Origin of the sequence: Variovorax beijingensis (assembly GCF_007828835.1) — a bacterium.
In the GTDB taxonomy this organism is placed as follows: Bacteria; Pseudomonadota; Gammaproteobacteria; order Burkholderiales; family Burkholderiaceae_C; genus Variovorax; species Variovorax beijingensis_A.
Genome location: NZ_VIVL01000018.1, coordinates 64,920 through 84,651, shown reverse-complemented (window position 1 = coordinate 84,651; position 19,732 = coordinate 64,920). Strand labels below are relative to the sequence as shown.

The window sequence follows — 19,732 nt, the reverse complement described above, 5'->3', positions numbered from 1 at the left end:
AGCTTCAGGAGCTCCTCCAGCGTGCGCACGCCGGCCATGCCGTTGCCGACCATCACGAGCTTGAGTTTCTTCATCATGGGTGGGCCTTTCGGGGAATCAGCTGATTCGAAACAACAATGCAAATGCCGAAGCGCAGCCCTTGCGGGGCCGCGTTGTTCGGCGGGGTTTGGGGGTAGGAATGCCTGCGGAAGCGCGGGCGGGGGTGCTGGGCGCTCTTCACGCTCCGGGCTCCGCTGGACCGCGGAAACCTCACCAAAACAGTGCTTCGTTACACCGTGAGCTTTCGGTCATGCAAAGACCGTGCCTGCTCCACACCGCACTCGCGCGGCGCGAAAAACCCGTCGCCCGGCACTTCCAACAAGCGAGCCGAGGGGTCAACATGTGTGCCGTGCGGCCGATCCGCACGGAGAGCAGCTGCGGCGCACCAATTCAAGGAGCAAAAGACATGTCGAATCACGTTTACAAGTCGCTCGAGCTGACCGGCTCTTCGCCGATCGGCATCGAGGATGCCGTGCAGACGGCCATCACCAAGGCGCACGAGACGGTCCGCAACATCCAGTGGTTCACTGTCACCGAGACGCGTGGCCATGTGGTGGACGGCAAGGTCGCGCACTGGCAGGTGACGGTGAAGATAGGGTTCACGCTGGAGTAGCCGCGAGCGGCGTGCCGGGCGCAAGAGAGCAGGGCGGTGGTCGATGGGCGGGCCCCTAGGACCCGATCAGGTGCAGCACCACCTGCCTGCGATGCGGCCTCACCCGGTGCTCCCACAGATAGATGCCCTGCCAGGTGCCCAGGGCCATGCGCCCGTTCGTCACGGGAATCGAAAGCTGGACCGCAGTCAGCGCCGAACGTACATGGGCCGGCATGTCGTCCGGCCCTTCGTCGCGGTGCCGGAACAGCGGATCGCCATCGGGCACCAGGCGCGCAAGGAAACGGTCGAGGTCTGCCTGCACATCCGGATCCGCGTTCTCCTGCACCAGCAGGCTGGCCGAGGTATGGCGGATGAAGAGCGTCAGCAGCCCGGTTTGAAAGCTGGTGCGTTCGACCCATTGCGCGACGGCGCCTGTGATTTCCAGAAGGCCGCGGCCATCGGTGTCGAAGTCGAGCGTGGTGGTGGTCTGGCTGAGCATCGCAATCAGCACTTTAGCGCTGGAAATTCCGCGCACGTGCCCGAGATGCACGCCACCGGGGTACCTACCGGGCGAAAAATGAGTCGCCGACGAGCGTGGCCCGGGACTAACATGCAATCGTTCGACGCGCGGTTTCGCACGAGGCTGCCGCGGACCAACTGCTCACTCGTGCAAGGAGAGTAGTGATGGCAAGTCCTATGAATGTCACCAAGCTTCAGACGAAATCCCATGACGAGCCGGACGAGGTTCGGGAGCCGGAAAAAACGCGCGTCGAAGTGGTCCGCCTCGAGGGATACACGCTGGGACGCTTCAAGTTCCAGCCCGGATGGCGCTGGTCGAAGTGCATCAAGCCGGTCGTCGGCACGGAGAGTTGCCAGGTCGCTCACGTCGGGTACGTGGTTTCCGGGCGGATAACCGTGCAAATGAATGACGGCTCGAAGACCACCCTGGAGGAAGGCATGTCGTACACCATTCCACCGGGCCATGACGCATGGGTCGAAGGCAATGACCCGTTCGTTGGCTTCGAGGTGATCAGCGCAGAGGAATACGCAAAGCCCAAGAGCTGATCCCGACGGGGCTGCCGGCCGACTGCCAATGGCGACAAGGATTTACCGCAGCAACTGCAGAAGAAAGCAGTGGGGCATGGACGGCAAGGTCCTGCAGGGAGGAGTCGGCATCAATGTTATTTAACATAATGCACATTGTGTTCCTTTCGAATGGACTGCTCGGACGCCAATCCCGGCAAAACCCAGCCCGCCCTCAGGAACCCATGGGACTCACCGACGCCAGCGTCGGATCGAAGTCGGCCTCCACGCGCCCCACATCCGGCACCCGCGGATAGCGCAGTACGCGGTAGCCGGCCTCCACCAGCAGCGCCTCGCGGTCCAGGTCGCGCTGCGACTTGCCCTTGCTGCTCTTGTCGCCGCCGAACGCGACCACGGCCACGACCTTGAACGAACGGTCGCACACGACGAAGTCGGCGATCTTCCGGCTGAACGAGCTTCGCGCCGCGCGCGTGCGGGCCGTGAGCAATGCACCGAAGCTGACCTGCGGCAGCACCACGAGGTCCGGCAGCGTCTGCACGAGCCGGTTGTACATGGCCTGCTCGCGCGCCGTGAGCGGCGGGCGCGCCTTGGGCTTGTCGACGAAACCGCTGCTGTTTTGTGCCGACCTCTTTTTGGCGACCGCTGCGAGCACCAGCAGTCCGACGGCCAGCAAAAAGACCATGAATAGGAACGTATTCATCTCTGCTTCTCCTTCAGCGCAGAGTCTCGCACGAGGCGCGGGCGCCCTTTTTTTGGCGTTTTCCCGGGCCTGCCGATGCGGCGGATCGGCCCTCAATGGAGCGTATGGAAGCTCACCATTTGCCATCCTTCGGAATGGCCTTGGAATCGGCCTTGGCGCCAGCCGCAGCCGCGATCAGCTGCGCGGCTTCCGGACGGTTGGCCTTGTTCGCGAAGTCGACGGCCGTCATGCCGAGCTGGTTCTTCATCGTGGTGTCCGCGCCTTCGGCCAGCAGGAGCTTCACGGCCTCGGTCGAGCCGTACATCGCGGCCATCATGAGCGGCGTGGTGCCGTTGGGCGATTGCGCATCGATGAAGGCGAAATTGTCGAGCAGCACCTTCATGATGCTCAGCTGGCCGCTGCTCGCGGCGTAGTGCAGCGGCGTCCAGCCGGTCTTGTTGACGGCGGCGTCGCGCTTGAGCAGCTGCGCGACCACGTCCTGCTGGCCTTTGATGGCGGCCAGCATCAGCGGGGTTTCGTCCTTGGCATTGGCCAGGTCGACGTCGGTCTGTGGCGATTCGAGCAGCACCTGGACCACCTTGGGGGACGGTTCGCGCAGCGCAATGATCAGGCCGGTTTGGCCGTGCTCGTCGCGTGTGTTGGGGTCGAAACCGCGGTTCAATAAGGTGCGCACGCCGCTGGGGTTGTCTGCGCGCACGGCCCGGAAGAAGTCCTCGAAAGAACCAGCGTTCGCGGAGAAAGTTGCTGTAACAACAACGAGATACAACAGCTTTTTAATGTACTTCTTCATTTTTCTTTTACTCCCTTGAACAGCGCTTCGAAGTTGTGGCTCGTGGCCTCGGCCACGGCTTCGAGCGGCAGCTTGCGCAGTTCGGCGATCTGCTTCGCCACAAAGGGCACGTAGGATGGATTGTTGGTCTTGCCGCGGTACGGCACGGGCGCCAGGTACGGGCTGTCGGTTTCGATCAGCATGCGGTCGAGCGGCACGAAGGCCGCCACGTCGCGCAGGTCCTGCGCCTTCTTGAAGGTCAGGATGCCCGAAAAGGAAATATAAAAGCCCAGGTCGAGCGCGGCGCGGGCCACTTCGGCGGTCTCGGTGAAGCAATGGAACACGCCGCCGGCGGCCTTGCCGGCGCCGTCTTCGCCCTCCTCCTTGAGGATGGCCAGCGTGTCGGCCGAGGCTTCGCGCGTGTGGATGACCAGCGGCATGCGGGTTTGCTGCGCGGCGCGGATGTGCACGCGGAAGCGGTCGCGCTGCCACTCCATGTCGGCAATGCTGCGCCCGCCCTTGCGCTCTTCCATCTGGTAGTAGTCGAGCCCGGTTTCTCCGATGGCCACCACGCGGGGCAAGGCTGCGCGGCGCACCAGGTCGTCCACCGTGGGCTCGGCGATGTCCTCGTTGTCGGGGTGCACGCCGACGCTGGCCCAGAAGTTGTCGTAGCGCGCAGCCAGCGCCTGCACATCGTCGAACTCCTCGAGCTTGGTGCAGATGCACAGGGCCCGGTCGACCTGCGCCTCGGCCATGGCGGCGCGGATTTGCGGCATCTGGTCCGCGAACTCGGGGAAAGTGAGGTGGCAGTGGGAATCGGTGAACATGTCGTGTCAGAGGAGCGGCGGCTGGCCCCATTCCAGAAATACCGCGGAACCGGCTCTGCCGGGCCGCTGGTATGGCCCCCGGTAGGGGGTGGGCGTAGCGACACGAAGTGCGCGCAGCCTGGGGGCGAGCTAAATGGTTTGTGTTGGCCGGTCGGAAGCCATCGAGCCGCCGAGCGCCGCTTCGATGCGGGCCTTGAGCTGGCGCGATTTCTCGTCCGACGGAAAACGGATGCCCACGCCCGGTGCCCGGTTGCCCGCGGCGCGCTGCGGCGTGATCCATGCGACCTTGCCGGCCACCGGGTAGCGCTGCGGGTCTTCAGGGAGGGTCAGCAGCACGTAGACATCGTCGCCCAGCCGGTATTCGCGCGTGGTCGGAATGAAGATGCCGCCTTCGGCAAAGAGCGGAATGTAGGCGGCATAGAGCGCGCCCTTTTCCTTGATGGCGAGCTGAATCACGCTCGGCCGTTGAGGCGCCGGGGCGGCGGGTGCGGGTGCGGCTGGTTGGTTCATGGGCGGCGAGCAGCAGAGTTTAGGGTGGTTCGCGCTTCGCTCACAAGCGCTTCCAGCATCAGGCCCGCATTGAAGGGGTGTTCGGCGGTCCTGGCCGCGTTCGCGAGCGACTTCGACCAGCGCGCGAGCGCCAGGTGCGAAGGTACCGCGGGCGGCAGGTCGGCGGCATCGAAGAAGCGCGGCGCGGCGCCGCTGCCAACGGCCATCAGGTCGTGGCAAAGCTTTTGCAGCGAGCCGATGGCCTGCGATGGCGACTGGTCCGCAAGCGCGGCCACGTCGCCGCGCGAAACGGCCTTGGGCAAGAGCGACCAGGCCCTGGGCGACTGGCCGGAGCGCGCAAGCCGCAAGGCATCGCTAGGGCGCCCGCCGGCGGCGCGCAGCAATGCGGCGGCATCGGCGGCGGGCACGTCCTGCGCGGCCAGCCAGGCTTCGGCCTCGGCCGTCTCGGGCCAGGGCAGCGTGAAGCCCAGGCAGCGGCTGCGGATGGTCGGCAGCAATTGCCAGGCCGCCTCGCTGGCGAGCACGAAGCGCACGTCGCCGACCGGCTCCTCGAGCGTCTTGAGCAGCGCATTGGCGGTGATGGTGTTCATGCGCTCGGCGGGATACACCAGCACCGCCTTGCCGCGGCCGCGCGCGCTGGTGCGCTGGGCAAAGCCGACGGCATCGCGCATGGCCTCGACGCGGATCTCGCGGCTGGGCTTGCGCTTCTTGTCGTCGATGTCGGCCTGCGCCTTTTCGTCGAGCGGCCAGCCAAGCTCCTGCATGGCGACCTCGGGCATCAGCACGCAAAGGTCGGCGTGGGTGCGCACCTCGATGGCGTGGCAGCTCGGGCAATGGCCGCAGGCGGTGCCGCCCTCCTCCTTGTTGGGCTGTTCGCACAGCCAGGCCGCGGCAAGCGCGAGCGCGAGTTCGTATTGGCCAAGTCCCGACGGCCCCTGCAGCAGCCACGCATGGCCGCGCTGGCGCAGCAGTTCCGCGAGCGGCCGATGCAACCAGGGCGAAAGCGCGGGCGTGCTCATCGCGGCGCTCCGCCTGCGGGTGCCAGCGCGCCGCGCGCAACGAGCGCCGCCTCGACCTGCTGCCAGACCTGGTCGCGCGTCTGGCTGGCGTCGATGCGCACGAATCGCGGCGCATCGGCTGCCGCACGGGCCGCATAGCCCGCCGCGACGCGCCGGAAGAATTCGACCGGCTGGGACTCGAACTTGTCGGGCAGGCGCGCGCCCGCCAGACGCCGGGCAGCAATTTCGGGCGCCAGGTCGAACCAGAGCGTGATATGGGGCTGCAGCAGCCCTGCCGCTCCCCTGCCCCCCTGCACCCATTGCTCCAGCGTCGACAGCACTTGCGTATCGAAGTCGCGGCCCGCGCCCTGGTAGGCGAAGGTGGCATCGGTGAAGCGGTCGCACAGCACCACGTCGCCGCGCGCCAGCGCCGGCTCGATGATCTGCACGATGTGGTCGCGCCGCGCCGCGAACACCAGCAGCGATTCGGTCAGCGGGTCCATCGGCTGTTCGAGAACCAGGCCGCGCAGGGTTTCGGCGAGCGGCGTGCCGCCGGGCTCGCGCGTGCGCACGACCGTGCGACCGCGGGCCTTGAAGAGCGCCTCCATCGCGTCGAGATGGCTCGACTTGCCGGCTCCATCGATGCCCTCGAGCGTCAGAAACAGGCCGTCACTCATTGCGCAACTTTCGGTTTGGTTTCGCCGCCGCCGCGCTGGTAGCGGTTGACCGCGCGGTTGTGGTCGTCGAGCGAACTGCTGAACTGGCTGGTGCCATCGCCGCGCGACACGAAGTACAGCGACTTGCTCTGTGCCGGCTGCACCGCCGCCAGCAGCGCCGCCTTGCCCGGCATGGCGATGGGTGTGGGCGGCAGGCCGCCGCGCGTGTAGGTGTTCCAGGGGGTGTCGGTCAAGAGGTCCTTCTTGCGCAGGTTGCCGTCGAACGCGGTGCCCAGGCCGTAGATCACGGTCGGGTCGGTCTGCAGCGGCATGCCGGCGCGCAGCCGGTTGACGAAAACGGCGGCGATCTCGGAGCGGTCCTTGGCTTTTCCTGTCTCCTTTTCGACAATGCTGGCCAGGATCAGCGCCTGATCCGCCGATTGAAGCGGCAAATCGGCCGCCCGGGCGGCCCATGCCGCTTCGAGCTTCTTGTCCATGGCCCGCATGGCGCGCTGCAGCAGCGCGATGTCGGTCGAGCCCTTCGAGTAGGTGTAGGTGTCGGGGAAGAAGCGGCCTTCGGGATGCACGCCGGGCCGGCCGAGTTTGGCCATCAGGGCGTCGTCGGGCAGGCCGACGGTTTCGGGCTTGAGCTGTTCGGCCTTGGCGAGCGCGGCGCGCACCTGCCGGATGTTCCAGCCTTCGACCAGCACGATGCTGCGGGTGGCCTCCTCGCCGCGCACCAGCACGTTGAGCAGCATCTTGGGCGTGATGCCGCGCTCCAGCTCGTAGCTGCCGGCGCGGATCTGGCGGTCCTGCCCTGAAATGCGGAACCAGAGATAGAGCAGCTGCGGCTGCACCTCGGTGCCGGTATCGGCCACCGCCTGCGCAACGCCGCGCGGCGTGGTGCCGGGTTCCACGGAAAGATCGACGCTGGGCGCGGGCAGCTTGAGCGGCTGGTGCACCCACCAGAGGCCGGCGGCGCCGAGGCCGAGCGCAGCCAGGGCGGCGAGCAGGAAAAGCGTGAGGAAGAAGCGGCGCACGGGTCCGGATGAAATAGCGGAGAAAAGAAAAACGAATCAGGGCGAAAAGTCGGTGGCCCTGCGGGAACCGGGGCGGGATTCCCTGCGGACCGGACGGAACGGCTCCGACCATGATAATTCAGCGATGACTACTGCCGTTCTCAATGGTGTTACCGCTCTTTCCGGCCTTGGCGTGATCCGCGCCGAGGGACCCGATGCCGCCAGCTTCCTGCATGGACAGCTCACCCAGGATTTCGCGCTGCTGGGCGCCACCGAGGCCCGCCTGGCCGCGCTTTGCACCGCCAAGGGCCGCGTGATCGCCAGCTTCGTCGGCATCCGGCCGCAGCCGGAACTGGTGCTGCTGGTCTGCAGCCGCGACATCCTGGCCGCCACGCTCAAGCGCCTGTCGATGTACGTGCTGCGCGCCAAGGCCAGGCTCACCGACGCCACCGAGCAATTCGCGCTCTATGGCCTTGCCGGCACCGCGCTGGCGGCCAACGGCCTCGATGCCACCGCCCTGCCCGGCCAGCGCACCGCCATCGGCGACGGCGTCAGCGCGGTGTCGCTCTACCCGGCCGACGGCGTGCCGCGCGCCATGTGGATCGCCCCGGCCGGCAGCCCGGCCCCCACGGGTCCGGCGCTCGATGCGCAGCTGTGGCAATGGAGCGAGGTCCGCAGCGGCATCGTGACCGTGACCACGCCGGTGGTCGAGGCCTTCGTGCCGCAGATGATCAACTACGAATCCGTGGGCGGCGTGAACTTCAAGAAGGGCTGCTACCCGGGCCAGGAAATCGTGGCGCGCAGCCAGTTCCGCGGCACTTTGAAGCGGCGCGCCTACCTCGTGCAAGCCGATGCACCCCTCGGCGCCGGGCAGGAAGTGTTCGCGGCCGGTGATGCCGAGCAACCCGTAGGCACGGTGGCGCAGGCCGCGCCGGCGCCCGGCGGCGGCTGGGCCGCGCTGATCTCGATCCAGATCTCGGCGCTCGAAACCGGCGGGCTGCATGCGGGCAGCGCCGGCGGGCCGGCGCTCACGGTCGAGCCGCTGCCGTATCCGCTGCTCGAAGACATCTAGTCTTTTTTCGAATCCCCCAGCGTCCGAAGACTTGGACGCCTGGCGCTGCCCCGAAAGAGGCAGCGCCATTTTCTTGCGCGCGTTTAACCCTGCCGCCGGCGCTGCTCCGTAGAAGCCGTACCGATCCACTCCTGGCAAGGAAAGACCATCATGAAGCGCAGACTCCTCTTCTCGACCGCCCTCGCATGGACCGCATTGGGCGTGCTGCCGGCATGCGCCGAAAGCCCGGTGCGGCCGCCGCCTTCGACCTTCAACCGCATCGGTTCGCTGATGCAGCTCAGCGTGGTCGACCGCGCGAGCGGCCGCGAACTGCCGATCTACCGCCACCGCGGCGAATACTGGGTAGCGGGCCGGCCCGGCACGCGCTACGCGATCCGCGCGCGCAATGCGGTGGGCGAACGCGTCATGGCCGTGATGTCGGTGGACGGCGTCAACATCGTGACCGGCGAAACCGCGGGCGTGCTGCAGAACGGCTATGTGTTTTCCGGTGGCGAGCGCAGCGACATCACCGGCTGGCGCAAGAGCGATTCGCAGATCGCGGCCTTCGAATTCACCTCCATCGGCAATTCGTACGCAAGCCGCACCGGGCGGCCGGACGACGTGGGCGTGATCGGCGTCGCGATGTTCCGCGAGCGTGTGCCCGAGCCGCCTTCGCTGCCGCCGGCGGTGGCGGAGGCCGCACCCGCTGCACCTGCCGCACAGGCCCGCTCCGCCGACAGCGCCTTGGGCGCTGAATCCGCCGCATCGGCGAAAGGCAGCCTGGCCCGGCCATCGCCGCCCAGCCCGAGCCTGGGCACCGCCCACGGCCGGCGCGAGACCTCGCACGTAGGCCACACCACCTTCGAACGCGCACAGTCCACGCCCGACGAGGTGGTTCGCATCCGCTACGACAGCCGCGAGAACCTCATTGCCGCGGGTGTGATTCCGGTGCCTCCACCCGCTCGCTGGCCGCGCCCCGAGGGCCCGTCCGCCTTCCCGGGTTCGGAGATGGGCTACGTGCCCGATCCGCCGGCGCGCTATTGAGCGCCGTCTCGGGCGCTGCGATCAGGCCAGCGTGCGGCGCATCTCGATGTGCGGAATGCCGGCTTCCTCGAAAGGCTCGCCATGCACGGCGTAGCCCAGCCGCGCATAGAAGCGCTCGGCGCTGCGCTGCGCATGCAGGCCGATCTCGCGGTCGCCGCGCGCCTTGGCGGCCGCCTCCAACGCCTGCATCACGGCGGCACCGTGGCCGCCGCTGCGCAGCGCGCGGTGCACGGCCATGCGGCCGAGCATGGCCGTGCCGTCGACCGCGTCGAGCAGCCGGCCGGTCGCGATCACCTGGCCGAGCCGGTTGCGGGCCACCGCATGCAGCACCACGGCATCGTGCGCGTCCCACTCCAGTTCCTTGGGAATGTTCTGCTCCTCGATGAAGACCGCGCGCCGCAGCGCACCCGCGCCTTCGCCCAGCGTTTTCCAGCCGCCCGTTTCCACCGTGCGCATCGGCTCGCCGGCCTCGAAGCCCGTGAGGATTTCGCGCAAGGCAGGCGGCACCGGCTTCGAGGTTTGCGTGGCCGGGTCGGCAAACACATAGACGAGTTCGCAGCCCACCAGGTACTGGTTCTGCCGGAACAGCGCGCCCTCGAAGACGATGGACGAATTGCCAATGCGCGCGCACTTCATGCCCACGTCGATCACGTCGTCCATACGCGCGGAGGCGCGAAAGTCGACCGTGGCCTTGCGCACGTAGAGGTCGCCGCCCAGCGCATGCATGGCCTCTTCGTACGGCAGCGCGAGCGCACGCCAGTAGTCGGCAATGGCGGTGTCGAAGTACATCAGGTAGTGTGCATTGAATACGATCTTCTGCATGTCGACTTCGGCCCAGCGCACGCGCAGGCGGTGAAAGAAGCGAAAGTCTTTTCGTTGGGGCGTGGCTTCGTCGGTCATGGGTTCAGTGCGTCCTTGAGTGCACGGGCCGCGTCGTCCTGCGCCTGCAGCGCCTCGGGGATGGCGCGGCCCATTTTCAGAAATTCGTGGATCACGCCGCGGTAGATTTCCAGGTCGACCGCCACGCCCGCGGCACGGAGCTTGTCGGCGTAGGCAATGCCCTCGTCCACCACCGGATCGCATTCGGCCAGGCCGATCCATGCAGGCGCCACGCCGTCGACGTCGTCGGCCAGCAGCGGCGCAAAGCGCCAGTCGTCGCGGTCGGCCGGCGTGCGCACGTACTGGCCGAAGAAATAGTCGATCAGCGCCTTGGTCAGCAGCGGGCCATGGGCGTAGCGCCGGTGCGAGGCCGTGTCCTGGTGCGCCGCGGTGCCGGGATAGATGAGCATCTGCAGCGCGAGCGGCAGGCCCGCGTCGCGCGCGAGAATGGCGCACACCGCCGCCAGCGTGCCGCCGGCGCTGTCGCCGCCCACCGCAAGGCGCTCGATGTCGACGCCGACGCGGCCCCCTTCGTGGGCGAGGAAGGCGAAGGCATCCCATGCATCGTTCGATGCCGTCGGAAACTTGAATGCGGGCGCCAGCCGGTAGTCGACCGACACCACCGCGCAGCCGCTCTTGCTGCTCAGCACGCGGCACAGCGTATCGTGCGTGCGGATGTTGCCGACCGTGAAGCCGCCGCCATGGAAATACATCAGCGCCGGCAGCACCGCCGTTGCCGACGGGGCGTAGAGCCGCGCAGGAATCGCGAAGCCATCGCGCGCCGGAATGGTGAAATCATCGACGCGCGCCAGCGCGGGCTTCGGCACTTCGAGCACGCCCGCGCCTTTCTCGTAGGATGCCTTGGCCTCGTCGGGTGTGAGCTGGTCGAGCGAAGGATGGCCGGCCCGCGCCATGCGCTCGACCACGCCGGCCATCTTCGCGGTGAGCGGCGGCTGCCATGTGCCGGGCGCGACAGCGGCAAGGGTTTTGTTCATGTGCAAGACTGTCCCTGCTTGTTAGATTTGGGTGGTCTGCAATCGTACTGCCCCAGGCAAACCCACCTCATGGCCCTCATCCAATACCTCACCCAGATCCAGTTCGAATTCGGCGCCATCCAGCTGCTGTCCAGCGAATGCGCGCGCATCGGCATCAACCGGCCGCTGATCGTGACCGACGCGGGCGTGCGCGCGGCCGGCGTGCTGCAGAAGGCGCTCGATGCCATTGCCGACCTCGAGGTGGCGGTGTTCGACCAGACGCCTTCCAACCCCACCGAGGCCGCCGTGCGGGCGGCCGTCGAGCTGTACCGCAGCGGCCGCTGCGACGGACTCATCGCGGTGGGTGGCGGCTCCGCCATCGATTGCGCCAAGGGCGTGGCGATTGCGGCCACGCACGAAGGCCCGCTCAAGACCTACGCCACCATCGAGGGCGGCTCGCCCAAGATCACCGAGCGCGCGGTGCCGCTCATTGCGGTGCCCACCACCAGCGGCACCGGCAGCGAGGTGGCGCGCGGCGCCATCGTGATCGTCGACGACCACCGCAAGCTCGGCTTCCACAGCTGGTTCCTGATGCCCAAGGCCGCCATCTGCGACCCCGAGCTCACGCTCGGCCTGCCGCCCCGGCTCACCGCCGCCACCGGCATGGACGCCATTGCGCACTGCATGGAAACCTTCATGTCGGCTGCGTTCAATCCGCCGGCCGACGGCATCGGCCTGGACGGCCTGGAGCGCGCCTGGCTGCACATCGAACGCGCCACAAAAGACGGCAGCGACCGCGAGGCGCGCCTCAATCTCATGAGCGCGTCGATGCAGGGCGCCATGGCGTTCCAGAAGGGCCTGGGCTGCGTCCATTCGCTGAGCCACAGCCTGGGCGGCGTCGACCCGCGCCTGCACCACGGCACGCTCAACGCCCTCTTCCTGCCGGCCGTGATCCACTTCAATGCGGGCGCCGAATCGGTGCAGAAGGAGCAGCGGCTGCAGCGCATGGCGCGGGCCATGCACCTCGATTCGCCCGGCGATCTCGGCGACGCGATCCGCGACATGAACGCGCGCCTCGGCCTGCCCAAGGGCCTGGCCGAAGTGGGCGTCACGCCTGCGCTGTTCGAGCAGATCATCGACGGGGCCATGGCCGACCACTGCCACAAGACCAACCCGCGGCTGGCTTCGCGCGACGACTACAAGGCGATGCTCGAAGCCTCGATGTAAGGGAGGAGATCCCTCTCGCGTCATGTATATGACATAAGGAATTTCTAGACTGACACTCGAAGGCTTCGCATTCGCAGAAGCCCCAAGGGCCAGGGAAATTTCGAATGCCACGTACCGTCCAGGTTCACACCGTACTCAACGCCGAGCAGCTCAAGTTCCGCGCGATGCGGGGACGGGAAGGCCTCTCGCAGCTGTTCGAGTTCGAGGTCGACATGGTCAGCCCGAGCTTCAATCTCGACCTGAAGACGCTGCTGGGTACTTCGCTCACGCTCGAACTGCAGGACGAAGACGCCTCGCGCTTTCTCAACGGCACCGTGGTGCGCTTCGAGCTGGTGGGCCGCGCCAACGAAACCGGCCGCCACTACATCTACCGCGCGCTGGTGCAACCCTGGCTCTGGTATCTCACGCGCACCACCGACTGCCGCATCTTCCAGAACAAGAGCGTGCCCGAGGTGCTCGACGAGGTGCTCGGCAAATACGGCTTCGAGTACGAGAAGCGCCTCTCGGGCAGCTACCGGCCCTGGGAATACTGCGTGCAATACCAGGAGAGCGACTTCGCCTTCGTCTGCCGCCTCATGGAGCACGAGGGCATCGCCTACCATTTCGAGCACCGCAACGGCTCGCACCTGCTGGTGCTGGCCGACGACGTGGGCGGCTACAGCACCCTGCCGGGCCACGCCACCATTGCCTACCGTCCGCGCGACCGCGTGGTGAATGCGATGGAGCCCTGCATCGACCAGTGGCGCATCTCGGAGCAGATCACCTCGGGCCGCGTGATGCTCGACGACTTCGACTTCAGGAAGTCGCGCGCCTCTCTGCAGAGCGTGCAGCAGGACCCGAAAGGCCACGATCATTCAGGCTACGAAGTCTATGAATGGCTGGGCGGCTACAGCGAGAACGACCAGGGCGACAGCTACGCGAAGATCCGCCTTCAAGAGCTGCAGTGCGCGCACGAACTGGCCACGGGGCACACCAACGTGGCCGGCATGGCACCGGGCTACCTGTTCCAGATGACGCACTGCCCGCGCGAGGCCGACAACCGCGAATACCTCGTCACCCAGACCCGCTACGACCTGCAGGAGCCCGAGTACGCCACCGGCGGCACCGCCGAATCGGTGTGCGAGTTCGACTTCACCGTGCTGCCCTCCAGCGTGCCCTACCGCCCCGCGCGCAAGACGCCCAAGCCGCGCACCAACGGCCCGCAGACCGCCACCGTGGTCGGCCCCGAAGAAATCTGGACCGACCGCTTCGGGCGCGTGAAGCTGCAGTTCCGCTGGGACCGCTACGGCCAGTCGGACGAGAACAGCTCGTGCTGGGTGCGCGTGTCGAGCAACTGGGCCGGCTCCAACTACGGCACCATGCACATGCCGCGCGTGGGCCAGGAAGTGATCGTCGATTTCATCGGCGGCGAGCCCGACCGTCCCGTCATCACCGGCCGCGTCTACAACAACGACCAGATGCCGCCCTGGGAGCTGCCCGCCAACGCCACGGCCAGCGGCATCCTCACGCGCTCCAGCAGCGGCGGCGCGGCCAACCAGGCCAACATGCTGCGCTTCGAGGACCGCACGGGCGCCGAGCAGATCCTGCTGCATGCCGAGCGCAACCTCGACGTCGAAGTGGAGGCGGACGAAACCCACACCACCGACGGCACCCGCACCACCCTCATCAAGGGCCACGAGTCGGCTACCTACCAGAGCGGCGAGACGCGCGACATCACCGCGGGCGCCAAGGAAACCATCACCGGCGGCGACACGCGCGACGTGGCCGGCGGCTTCAGCGAAACGGTCAGCGGTGGCGTGACCCAGACGATTTCGGGTGGCAAGAAGCGCACGCTCAGCGGCGGGCTGGACGACACGATCTCGGGAGGCGTGAAACTGGCGATCACCGGCGGCTTCCACGGCACCATCGACGGGCAGGAGATCCGCTTTGTCAGCGGTGGCCGCAGCGACACCATCAACACCTCGAACAACGTCAAGGTCAACGGCCCGTCGACCACGACCGTCACCGGCCCGACGGTGCACACCTCGCCGGACGTGACCTTCAACACGACCAACCACATCCACAACACGACGCAGCACGTCATCAACACCAACGTCTACAACACGACTTCGAACACCTACAACAACCTGACGGTCAACTACACCAACAACTCCGCCACCTACACCAACAACTACGCCAAGAGCAGCGACTGGAGGTGGTTTCGCCTGGGCGGCACCGGCCTGAACATGGACGTGTCGGGCATTTCGCTGGGCGTGGTGGCCGTGCGTTCGATGGCCATCGGCGTGCAGGCGCAAGCCATCGGCGTGAAACTGGAGGCTGTGGGCGCGGAGTGGAAGAACAAGGCCATGTCGCTGGGGGATGCCGGTGCGCTCATCCAGCTCGTGGGCACGGAGATCAAGACGGGTGGCCTGCGCGCAGGCATCCAGGCGCTCAAGATCCTGCTCTGAGGCGTGGACAACGTGCTCGATATCGTGCTGTGGGGAGTGTTCGGCATCGTCAGCCTGGGTGTGATCGTGCTCGCCGGGATCGTGCTCAGCGTGTCGCTGATGAGCCATCGCGCCTATGCCGAGGAAGGCCGGCTGTGGCAGCAGTTGCAGGCCGATGGGCGCCCGCTGCAGGGCGTCGCGGTTTCCCTGGTGCGCTCGCCCAGCGGCTACTCCCGGCGCGGCCCCGTCGGCCAGCGCTTGACGGCCGTGCAGCTGGGCGTCGCCTACGTCGATGCCGACGGCATCGAGCAGCAGGCCACCTTGCGCACACTCATCGACGAGGACCTGCTGGCCCATTTCTCCGCGGGCCGGCCCGAGATCCATCTGCTGCAGGACCCGCAGGACCCGTCGCGGCTGGCCATCGACCGCAGGCGCACCCCGCTGGTGATCCGCGGCGCAGGGCGCTGATCCCCCTGTGAAAACCATCAAGCCCCTGCGCCTGAGCGTCCTGACCCGGCCCTTCCTGCGCGCGCAAAGCCAGCGTCTCGCGCTCACCGTGATCGGCATGCACACCCTCGGCGAAGGGGGCGTGCTGCTGCCGGAGACGGAGCTCTGGAAGACCGTCTCTGCCGAAGTGGGAAACCAGTCCGCGATCGATCTCGGCATTCCCAAGCTGCAGCCCGAGTTCCTGGTGAGCGGCCAGGCCTACACCTGCCATCAGCAGGACAAGACACGCTGCGCGGTCGACCTGCGCGTCGGCGCCTTGCGGCGCCAGTTCCTCGTCTCGGGCGACCGCTACTGGCTGGATGGACGCGCCACCGAACCGCAGGCTTTCGACACCATGCGCCTGGACTGGCGGCACGCGTTCGGCGGCCCCGGCTTTGCCGCCAACCCCGCGGGCATCGGGTATGCACCCGAGATGGTCAACGGCCTGCTGGTGCAGCGGCTTCCCAACGTCGAACGCCCGGGCGATGGCATAGACCGCCCCGACCGGCGTCCGGCCCCCGCCTGCCCGGGTGCGATGGACGTCGATCTGCCCGAGCGCCTGAAGCTGCTGGGATCGGACTACGGCGACCAGTGGCGCGAGACGCTGTACCCCGGCTTCGCGCGCGACATGGACTGGCAGTTCTTCAACGCCGCGGCCCCGGAACAGCGCTGGAACGACGAACTGTCCATCCCCGCAGCCGCACCCTACGAGATCTGGAACATGCACCCGGAGCATGCGGTGCTGCGCGGACGGCTTCCGGATCTGCGCGCACGCGGCTTCGTGGCGAGAAAGTCTGCGCGACCCCTTGCGCTGGAAGAGGTGCCGCTGCGGCTGACCACCGCCTGGTTCTTCCCGCACATGGCGCAGGTCATGCTGATCTTCCACGGCGAGACGCCCATCGTTGAGGACGATGCCGCGGACATCACGCATGTCATGCCGGCGATGGAGGCGGCAGGCAGCCCGCTGCGCCCCCTCTCCCATTACGAGAAGGTCTTCGAGAATCGCTGCAACCTGGAGAAAGGCGCGATCCATGCGCTGCTCGACGAGGAACTGCTGCCGGCCTCGGCCATCGGCCCCTGGCTGGACCAGATCGACGCGCGCGAATCGATCCTGGCGAGGAACATCAAGGACAGGGGCGAGCGCCTGCGCGCCGAGCTGACGGCCCGCGGCCTGGAGGCCGGCCACAAGGCGCGCCATTTCCGGGAACGGCCGCTGCCGGCGCCTTTCGGCAAGATGCCCACGCTGGCCGAACTGCCCGAGTTCATCGAGAAGACGCGCGCCTACCAGCGCGAACAGGAACGCAAGCTGGAGGAAGCCAGGCAGGAGGTCGCGAAGGCGGCCCGGGACAACGCATCCGAATCGCGCAAGGCGGGCTTCGACAGCAGCCGGATCATCGAGGAAAGCCAGAACGCGCAGCTCAAGGGCCCGCCGAAATTCGAGGCCGAGACGATCGTCAAGGGGCTGGCCGGCATCGCCGCGGCCACCGGCACTCCGGCGATGAGCGCCGCCGAGCACGCCGAGCTGCAGTCCGCCGGACAGCGGGGCCGGCAGGGCATGCTGGCGCTGTACCGCATGGGGGCCCACCACCAGGCCGCTGCCGATCCGATGGCCGCGCAACACAATGCGCAGGCGCGCGAACGCGTACTCGCCGCCATGGCCGCGGATCGCGACCTGTCCGCCATGGATCTGACGGGCTGCGACCTGTCGGGCCTCGATCTGCGGGGCGCCCGCATGCACCAGACCTTGCTCGAAGGCGCCCGCCTCCAGGGCAGCCGCCTGGATGGCGCCGACCTGAGCCAATCCGTGCTGGTGCGCGCCGACCTGAGCCAGGCGTCGTTGACGGGCTGCAACCTGGAGCGTGCCAACCTCAGCCTCGCCCGCTGCGAAAACACCAACTTCGCACAGGCCCGCTTCGAGCGCACGCAGATGGAAAAGCTGCGCCTGGCCGGCTGCTGCCTCGACGAAGCGAAGTGGAGCCATCTGTTGCTGCAGGGAATCGAGCTCGCGGATTGCAGCCTGCGGCGTGCCGACCTGAGCTACCTGAGCATGGCCGAACACTGCCGGCTGGCCCGCTGCGACTTCGGCGAGGCACGCCTGGAAAAGGTGCTGTTCGTGCAGGCCGAATTCGAGTCGGTGGATTTCTCCGGCGCCGCCGTCGAAGCCTGCAGCTGGGCCCACACGCCGCTCGACAAGGGCATCCGGTTTCGCCGTGCCATGCTCAAGACCACCAGCTTCGTTGGCACCACGGATCTTCGCGGGGCCGATTTCGAGGATGCCACGCTGGTGCATTGCACCTTGCGCGAGCTGCCGCTCGACGGCGCGAACTTCAGGCGGGCTACGCTCGATACTTGCGATTTCTCCTCCGCGTCGCTCAAGAGCGCGGACCTGCGCGCGGCGGCGGCGCCCGACAGCCTCTTCATCCGCGCCGATCTCACGCGTGCCTCCCTGCGGCTCGCCAATCTCATGAATGCCAATCTTCAGAAGGCCTGCCTGGTCGATGCCGACCTGGGCGAGGCCAACCTGTTCCGTGCCGATGTCGCGCAGGTCCTCATCAGCCGCGGCACGCTCACCCTGGGTGCCCACATCGACCAGATCAAGACACTGCCCCGGCGCGCCGAGGCGGGCGGCGCGTGAACGCCGGGACGCTGGCAGCCCAGGTCCGCAATGGTGAGCCGATCCGCGAGAAGGACTTCAGCAACATGGACATGAGGGGCATCGACCTGCGTGGCGGCGTGTTCAGCGAATGCAGCTTCCGGGGCGTTCAGGCCGATGCCGCGCGCCTGGGCGAATCCCTCTTCGAGAAATGCCGCTTCGACCAGGCGCAGTTGCCGTCGGCGGAGCTGACGCGCGCCGCCTTCCACGAGTGCAGCCTGCAGGATGCGGTGCTGGATGCGGCCTCCATGCCGCATTCGGTGTTCAGCGGCTGCACGCTGTCGGGCGTTCGGCTGGAAGAGGCCTTCATGGACCAGGCGAACTTCCATCGAAGCGAGCTGCGCAACGCCTGCCTGGACCGTGCCAGCCTCGACAAGGCCGTGTTCTCCGAGTGCGACCTGACGGGCGCCTCCTTCAATGCGGTGGCCTTCTCGTCGACCATCTTCTTTCGAGCAACGCTGACGGGCACGCGCTACAACGGGGCCAGCTTCACGAACGCGATCTTCAGCGAGGCGGATCTTGCGGGGCAGGACTTCTCCGGACAGCAGTTCCACCTCTGCCAGTTCATCGATGCGGTGCTGGCGGCGTGCCGATTCCGCGATGCGCGCCTCACGCAGTGCAACTTCAAGGGCGCCGACCTGCGCAACGCGGTGCTGGCAGGGGCGCAGGCCATGCAGTGCCTGTTTCCCGAGGCCGACCTGCGCGGCGTCGATGCGCGGCACGGCCACTTCCAGCAGAGCATCTGGGTCGACGCCCACCTCGACGGCGCGGACTTCTCGCAGGCGCAACTCGAACAGGGCGTCTTCCATCGTGCGCACTGCGGGCAGACCGCATTCACCGGCAGCCGCCTGGACTACGCCGATTTTTCCTATGCCTCGCTGGTCCAGGCCGACTTCCGCGATGCCGCCTTCCTGCGCACCGTGCTTCACCGCGCCGACCTGGATGGCACCAGGTTCAGCACCCGCCTGGGTACGCTGGATCGGGACCCTGCCCTGCACGAAGCCGAGAAGGTGGCGCTCCAGCAGCCCGAGCGCGCATCCCGCCTGGACCGCGACGTCCATGGCCGCCGCCCCAAGAAAGAAAGCCCATGACCTCCACCCGGACCACCGTCGGCGGCACGACCGCCACCGCACGCCATGCAACGCAAGGCGTGCTGGATCCGCTGATGCAGCGCCCTTCGCACGCGGCCCGCGCGGACTCCGGCATGCGGACCGCCACCGTGATCGCCTGCGATGGCGATCCCTGGTTCGAGGTCGGCCTCGACGACGGCCAGGGATCACTGCGCTGCCGCCGCGTCGCCAGCTGCCTGCTGCAACCTGCGCCGGGCGATACGGTGCTGATCACCTCGACCCGCCAGGGCGAGAGCTTCGTCATCGCGGTGGTAGCCCAGGCCGACCCGCGCCAGTCGACGCTGGCCGTGGACGGCGACCTGACGCTGGTGTCGCGCGCGGGTGGTATCCGCGCGCGCAGCGCCGGCCCCATGGCGCTGGAGTCGGACACCTCGATCGCCATGCAGTCGCCCGAGTGGCGCGCGCAGGCCCGGCGGGCCCATTGCGAGATCGGGGAGATGGACTACCAGGGCGGCCACATCCGCTTCAGCGTGCTGGTGTCGCGCTTCGTCGGGCGCGCCTGCGAGGTGGTGCTGGATCGCCTCAACCTGCTCACCCGCTCGAGCTTCCGCCTGACCGAGGAGGTGGAACAGGTGCGCGCCGGCCAGATCGACATCGAGGCCGAGCAGACCCTGCGCCTGCATTCGAAGAACACGCTGCTGACCAGCAAGGGGCTGGTCAAGGTCGACGCCGAGCAGATCCACATGGGCTGAAAGAAAAGGAGCACCG

The 19,732-nt window shown here is 67.5% G+C and carries 20 protein-coding genes; 10 read left to right on the top strand and 10 right to left on the bottom strand.

The window, feature by feature from the left end; all coding sequences use genetic code 11:
- The first annotated feature begins 445 nt into the window (after positions 1 to 445).
- Positions 446 to 652, top strand: a complete 207-nt coding sequence (locus FB547_RS31135) for a dodecin (protein ID WP_025569376.1) — start codon at positions 446 to 448, stop codon at positions 650 to 652.
- Positions 653 to 707: 55 nt separating this feature from the next.
- Here FB547_RS31135 and FB547_RS31130 read toward each other — a convergent pair whose 3' ends face one another.
- Positions 708 to 1,130 (bottom strand): secondary thiamine-phosphate synthase enzyme YjbQ, encoded by a 423-nt coding sequence (locus FB547_RS31130; RefSeq protein ID WP_145747475.1) that lies wholly within the window; start codon positions 1,128 to 1,130, stop codon positions 708 to 710.
- 185 nt (positions 1,131 to 1,315) lie between these two features.
- Between FB547_RS31130 and FB547_RS31125 the strand changes: the two genes are divergently transcribed.
- Complete coding sequence (locus tag FB547_RS31125) at positions 1,316 to 1,696, top strand: cupin domain-containing protein (RefSeq protein WP_025569378.1); 381 nt, start codon at positions 1,316 to 1,318, stop codon at positions 1,694 to 1,696.
- 193 nt (positions 1,697 to 1,889) lie between these two features.
- Here the strand turns inward: FB547_RS31125 and FB547_RS31120 are convergent, their stop codons facing one another.
- The 7 genes from FB547_RS31120 to mltG form a co-directional block, all read right to left on the bottom strand.
- Positions 1,890 to 2,375 (bottom strand): DUF2726 domain-containing protein, encoded by a 486-nt coding sequence (locus tag FB547_RS31120; protein WP_145747474.1) that lies wholly within the window; start codon positions 2,373 to 2,375, stop codon positions 1,890 to 1,892.
- Positions 2,376 to 2,487: 112 nt separating this feature from the next.
- The gene (locus FB547_RS31115) at positions 2,488 to 3,165 is read right to left on the bottom strand and encodes an ankyrin repeat domain-containing protein (RefSeq protein ID WP_145747473.1); all 678 of its coding nucleotides are present in this window, start codon (positions 3,163 to 3,165) and stop codon (positions 2,488 to 2,490) included.
- Positions 3,162 to 3,971: a TatD family hydrolase gene (locus FB547_RS31110; RefSeq protein ID WP_145747472.1), complete on the bottom strand. Its 810-nt coding sequence runs from the start codon at positions 3,969 to 3,971 to the stop codon at positions 3,162 to 3,164. The genes FB547_RS31115 and FB547_RS31110 overlap by 4 nt, the downstream gene beginning before the upstream one ends.
- Positions 3,972 to 4,100: 129 nt before the next feature.
- Complete coding sequence (locus FB547_RS31105) at positions 4,101 to 4,481, bottom strand: PilZ domain-containing protein (RefSeq protein ID WP_012747958.1); 381 nt, start codon at positions 4,479 to 4,481, stop codon at positions 4,101 to 4,103.
- Positions 4,478 to 5,500, bottom strand: a complete 1,023-nt coding sequence (locus tag FB547_RS31100; protein ID WP_025569382.1) for a DNA polymerase — start codon at positions 5,498 to 5,500, stop codon at positions 4,478 to 4,480. The genes FB547_RS31105 and FB547_RS31100 overlap by 4 nt, the downstream gene beginning before the upstream one ends.
- A complete protein-coding gene (gene tmk, locus FB547_RS31095; protein WP_145747471.1) occupies positions 5,497 to 6,156 on the bottom strand; it encodes a dTMP kinase in 660 nt (219 codons plus the stop codon). The genes FB547_RS31100 and tmk overlap by 4 nt, the downstream gene beginning before the upstream one ends.
- Positions 6,153 to 7,175, bottom strand: coding sequence for an endolytic transglycosylase MltG (gene mltG / locus FB547_RS31090; protein WP_145747470.1), 1,023 nt, complete (start codon positions 7,173 to 7,175; stop codon positions 6,153 to 6,155). The genes tmk and mltG overlap by 4 nt, the downstream gene beginning before the upstream one ends.
- A 124-nt stretch (positions 7,176 to 7,299) precedes the next feature.
- Here mltG and FB547_RS31085 point away from each other — a divergent pair, with 124 nt between their 5' ends.
- Together FB547_RS31085 and FB547_RS31080 are read left to right on the top strand one after the other, a co-directional pair.
- Positions 7,300 to 8,226, top strand: coding sequence for a YgfZ/GcvT domain-containing protein (locus FB547_RS31085; RefSeq protein ID WP_025569385.1), 927 nt, complete (start codon positions 7,300 to 7,302; stop codon positions 8,224 to 8,226).
- A gap of 150 nt (positions 8,227 to 8,376) precedes the next feature.
- Positions 8,377 to 9,249 carry a hypothetical protein gene (locus FB547_RS31080; protein WP_145747469.1) on the top strand — a complete coding sequence of 291 codons (873 nt, stop codon included), beginning with the start codon at positions 8,377 to 8,379 and terminating at the stop codon, positions 9,247 to 9,249.
- A gap of 21 nt (positions 9,250 to 9,270) precedes the next feature.
- Here FB547_RS31080 and FB547_RS31075 read toward each other — a convergent pair whose 3' ends face one another.
- Positions 9,271 to 10,149 carry a YbgC/FadM family acyl-CoA thioesterase gene (locus FB547_RS31075; protein ID WP_145747468.1) on the bottom strand — a complete coding sequence of 293 codons (879 nt, stop codon included), beginning with the start codon at positions 10,147 to 10,149 and terminating at the stop codon, positions 9,271 to 9,273.
- The gene (locus tag FB547_RS31070) at positions 10,146 to 11,123 is read right to left on the bottom strand and encodes an alpha/beta hydrolase (RefSeq protein WP_145747467.1); all 978 of its coding nucleotides are present in this window, start codon (positions 11,121 to 11,123) and stop codon (positions 10,146 to 10,148) included. Before FB547_RS31070 ends, FB547_RS31075 begins: the two co-directional genes overlap by 4 nt.
- A gap of 69 nt (positions 11,124 to 11,192) precedes the next feature.
- Between FB547_RS31070 and FB547_RS31065 the strand changes: the two genes are divergently transcribed.
- The 6 genes from FB547_RS31065 to FB547_RS31040 all read left to right on the top strand — a co-directional run bounded on the left by FB547_RS31065 (position 11,193) and on the right by FB547_RS31040 (position 19,716).
- The gene (locus FB547_RS31065; protein ID WP_025569389.1) at positions 11,193 to 12,329 is read left to right on the top strand and encodes an iron-containing alcohol dehydrogenase; all 1,137 of its coding nucleotides are present in this window, start codon (positions 11,193 to 11,195) and stop codon (positions 12,327 to 12,329) included.
- Positions 12,330 to 12,433: 104 nt separating this feature from the next.
- Positions 12,434 to 14,776 carry a type VI secretion system Vgr family protein gene (locus FB547_RS31060; protein WP_145747466.1) on the top strand — a complete coding sequence of 781 codons (2,343 nt, stop codon included), beginning with the start codon at positions 12,434 to 12,436 and terminating at the stop codon, positions 14,774 to 14,776.
- Between the two features lie 3 nt (positions 14,777 to 14,779).
- Complete coding sequence (locus FB547_RS31055) at positions 14,780 to 15,223, top strand: hypothetical protein (RefSeq protein ID WP_145747465.1); 444 nt, start codon at positions 14,780 to 14,782, stop codon at positions 15,221 to 15,223.
- Positions 15,224 to 15,230: 7 nt separating this feature from the next.
- On the top strand, positions 15,231 to 17,876 hold the full coding sequence (locus FB547_RS31050) for a DUF2169 domain-containing protein (RefSeq protein WP_145747464.1): 2,646 nt from the start codon (positions 15,231 to 15,233) through the stop codon (positions 17,874 to 17,876).
- A complete protein-coding gene (locus tag FB547_RS31045; RefSeq protein ID WP_145747463.1) occupies positions 17,873 to 18,985 on the top strand; it encodes a pentapeptide repeat-containing protein in 1,113 nt (370 codons plus the stop codon). The genes FB547_RS31050 and FB547_RS31045 overlap by 4 nt, the downstream gene beginning before the upstream one ends.
- Positions 18,982 to 19,716 (top strand): DUF3540 domain-containing protein, encoded by a 735-nt coding sequence (locus FB547_RS31040; RefSeq protein ID WP_145747462.1) that lies wholly within the window; start codon positions 18,982 to 18,984, stop codon positions 19,714 to 19,716. Before FB547_RS31045 ends, FB547_RS31040 begins: the two co-directional genes overlap by 4 nt.
- Positions 19,717 to 19,732 lie beyond the last annotated feature (16 nt).